Annotated in this window: 2 protein-coding genes; both read right to left on the bottom strand. The window is 37.8% G+C overall.

Features of this window, described 5'->3' with window-relative positions; all coding sequences use genetic code 11:
- Positions 1-1,910, bottom strand: a 1,910-nt coding sequence (locus tag PX481_RS24160; RefSeq protein WP_288096457.1) for a right-handed parallel beta-helix repeat-containing protein, incomplete at its 3' end; no start/stop codon positions are given.
- Positions 1,911-2,051: 141 nt separating this feature from the next.
- Positions 2,052-2,304: hypothetical protein (locus tag PX481_RS24155; RefSeq protein ID WP_288096455.1), on the bottom strand; the 253-nt coding region annotated here is incomplete at its 5' end.

Genomic DNA, 2,304 nt, shown 5'->3' with positions numbered 1-2,304 from the left:
GTGGGTGGGAGTGCTGTGTAAGTGCCAATATCAAATATATTTGGATATTTTGGATCTTGAATTTCGGTGTTGAATAGAGTAGATTTTCCGTTTTTGTCTATATACCAAACTTGGTTCGCAGTATTTCCACTAATAGTACTATTTGAACTCCATGTACCCGAATTGTAAATACCACCACCTACGTTGGCATTATTGTTAGTAAGAATGTTATTCGTTAATGTTGATGTTCCCCAGTTGTAAATTCCCCCTCCATAATCAGCTGTATTACCAGATATTGTACTGTTGGTCAACAATAATGTTGATAGCATGTTGTTGTAAATTCCCCCTCCATAATCAGCTGTATTACCAGATATTGTACTGTTGGTCAACAATAATGTTGATGTTGATAGCATGTTGTTGTAAATTCCCCCTCCATAACCATTATTAGCCGTATTACCTGTTATTGTACTGTTGGTTAATGTTAAGGTTCCCACGTTGTTGTAAATTCCCCCTCCATAACCATAAACCGTATTATTAGTCGTATTACCTGTTATTGTACTGTCGGTTAATGTTAAGGTTCCCAGGTAGTTGAAAATTCCCCCTCCATAAAAATTAGCCGTATTACCAGATATTGTACTGTTGGTCAATGTTGATGTTCCCGCGTTGTAAATTCCCCCTCCATAACCATAAACCGTATTATTAGTCGTATTACCTGTTATTGTACTGTCGGTTAATGTTAATGTTCCCAGGTAGTTGTTGAAAATTCCCCCTCCTCCTAAGTCAGCCTTATTACCTGTTATTGTATTGTTGGTTAATGTTAAGGTTCCCACGTTGTTGTAAATTCCCCCTCCATAAAAATTAGCCGTATTATCAGATATTGTATTGTTGGTTAATGTTAATGTTCCCCCGCTGTTGAAAATTCCCCCTCCATAAAAATTAGCCGTATTATCAGATATTGTATTGTTGGTTAATGTTAAGGTTCCCGCGTTGTAAATTCCCCCTCCATAAGTAGCCTTATTACCTGTTATTGTATTGTTGGTTAATGTTAAGGTTCCCCCGTTGTTGAAAATTCCCTTTCCTGCTTTGTTGCTGATATAGAGATTATTTAATATAACTCCAAGTTGACTAGAGTTATTTATAATAGAATTATTATCATTCTGCCCAGAGATAGGACTAGCATTATTAACAATAGAAGCTAGTGCTGTTCCATCAGTTTCAATGGTAATCGTACCGTTCGTCTTCAAACTGCGATCGCCTGTTGTCGTATTATTAACATAACTTAAAGCATAAGTCGTTCCTGATTTCAGCTTAATAATATAGGGAGTATTAGGACTTTTATTAGCAATTGTAACAGCATCCCGCAAAGATAAACCACTCCCAATAGTGGCACTTCCATCATTCTCATCTATAGTAGTATTGACAATTAAAGTAATTGGTGCAGCTTGTTCAACCCCTATAAATTGTCCCCCTAAATTAATAACAGCACGATCATCTTCTGTTTGAATATAAGTTAACTCAGCCTCAGTTAAATTAACCCCTCTCACCAGATGAGAAAATAATTCTCCCTCATCCCCCACCGTATCCACCCTATTAATTTGAGCATCCACAAAATGCCCAATTTCTTCCAACATCACCGCAACCAAAGCATCTAAACTAGCAGAAGCAAAAAAGCTTTCAGATAGATATATCTTATTGGTGCTAATCCCATAAGCGCCATTTGCACTACCTAAAACACTGCTGTTGACAACCTCAATCTCAGGAAGTTGACTAAAATCTCGGCTTTGCCACTGCTGTCGTAATTCTGTCGCTTTAACCACATCATAACTTGTGCCAAAAGCGGTTTCTAAATTCGCCCAAAAGCCATCAGATTGAGCGAAATCGAACAAAACATCGTCAACAGCAGGAAGGAGGGGCAACAGGGTAGAAGTCATGACGGTAACAGCAGAGGTTTATTGCTAACAGTTTTAGCTCAACAATGGCCAATTTTTCAAGACCCCTGTAACAGAAATTAACATTTATTCCAAGAAAACGGGTTTCTTTGAGAAACCCGTTTTCTAGATATTAGGATAAGATTATTGGATTCTTGCCAAAGACTGCCTAAATTCTGCGAGAGAATTAGCGGTAGCTGCTAATTTTAGTAGCTCTTCTAAGATAGTAGGGTTAGTGATTTTGCCGATTATCTCTTCAATTTCTGAAGAAATCTGTCCAAACCGCACAGTTAAAACTGTTTTTATGGCATCACGGCTTTTTTGTAACGCTCCAATTTCCTTACCAATTTCCTTGCCTATTTCTTTACCAATTTCCTTACCGCGTTCGATTCCTCGT

The organism is Microcystis sp. M53603_WE2 (assembly GCF_030065435.1).
Note: the sequence above shows the minus strand (reverse complement) of the source record. Positions and strands in the feature narration are given on the sequence as shown.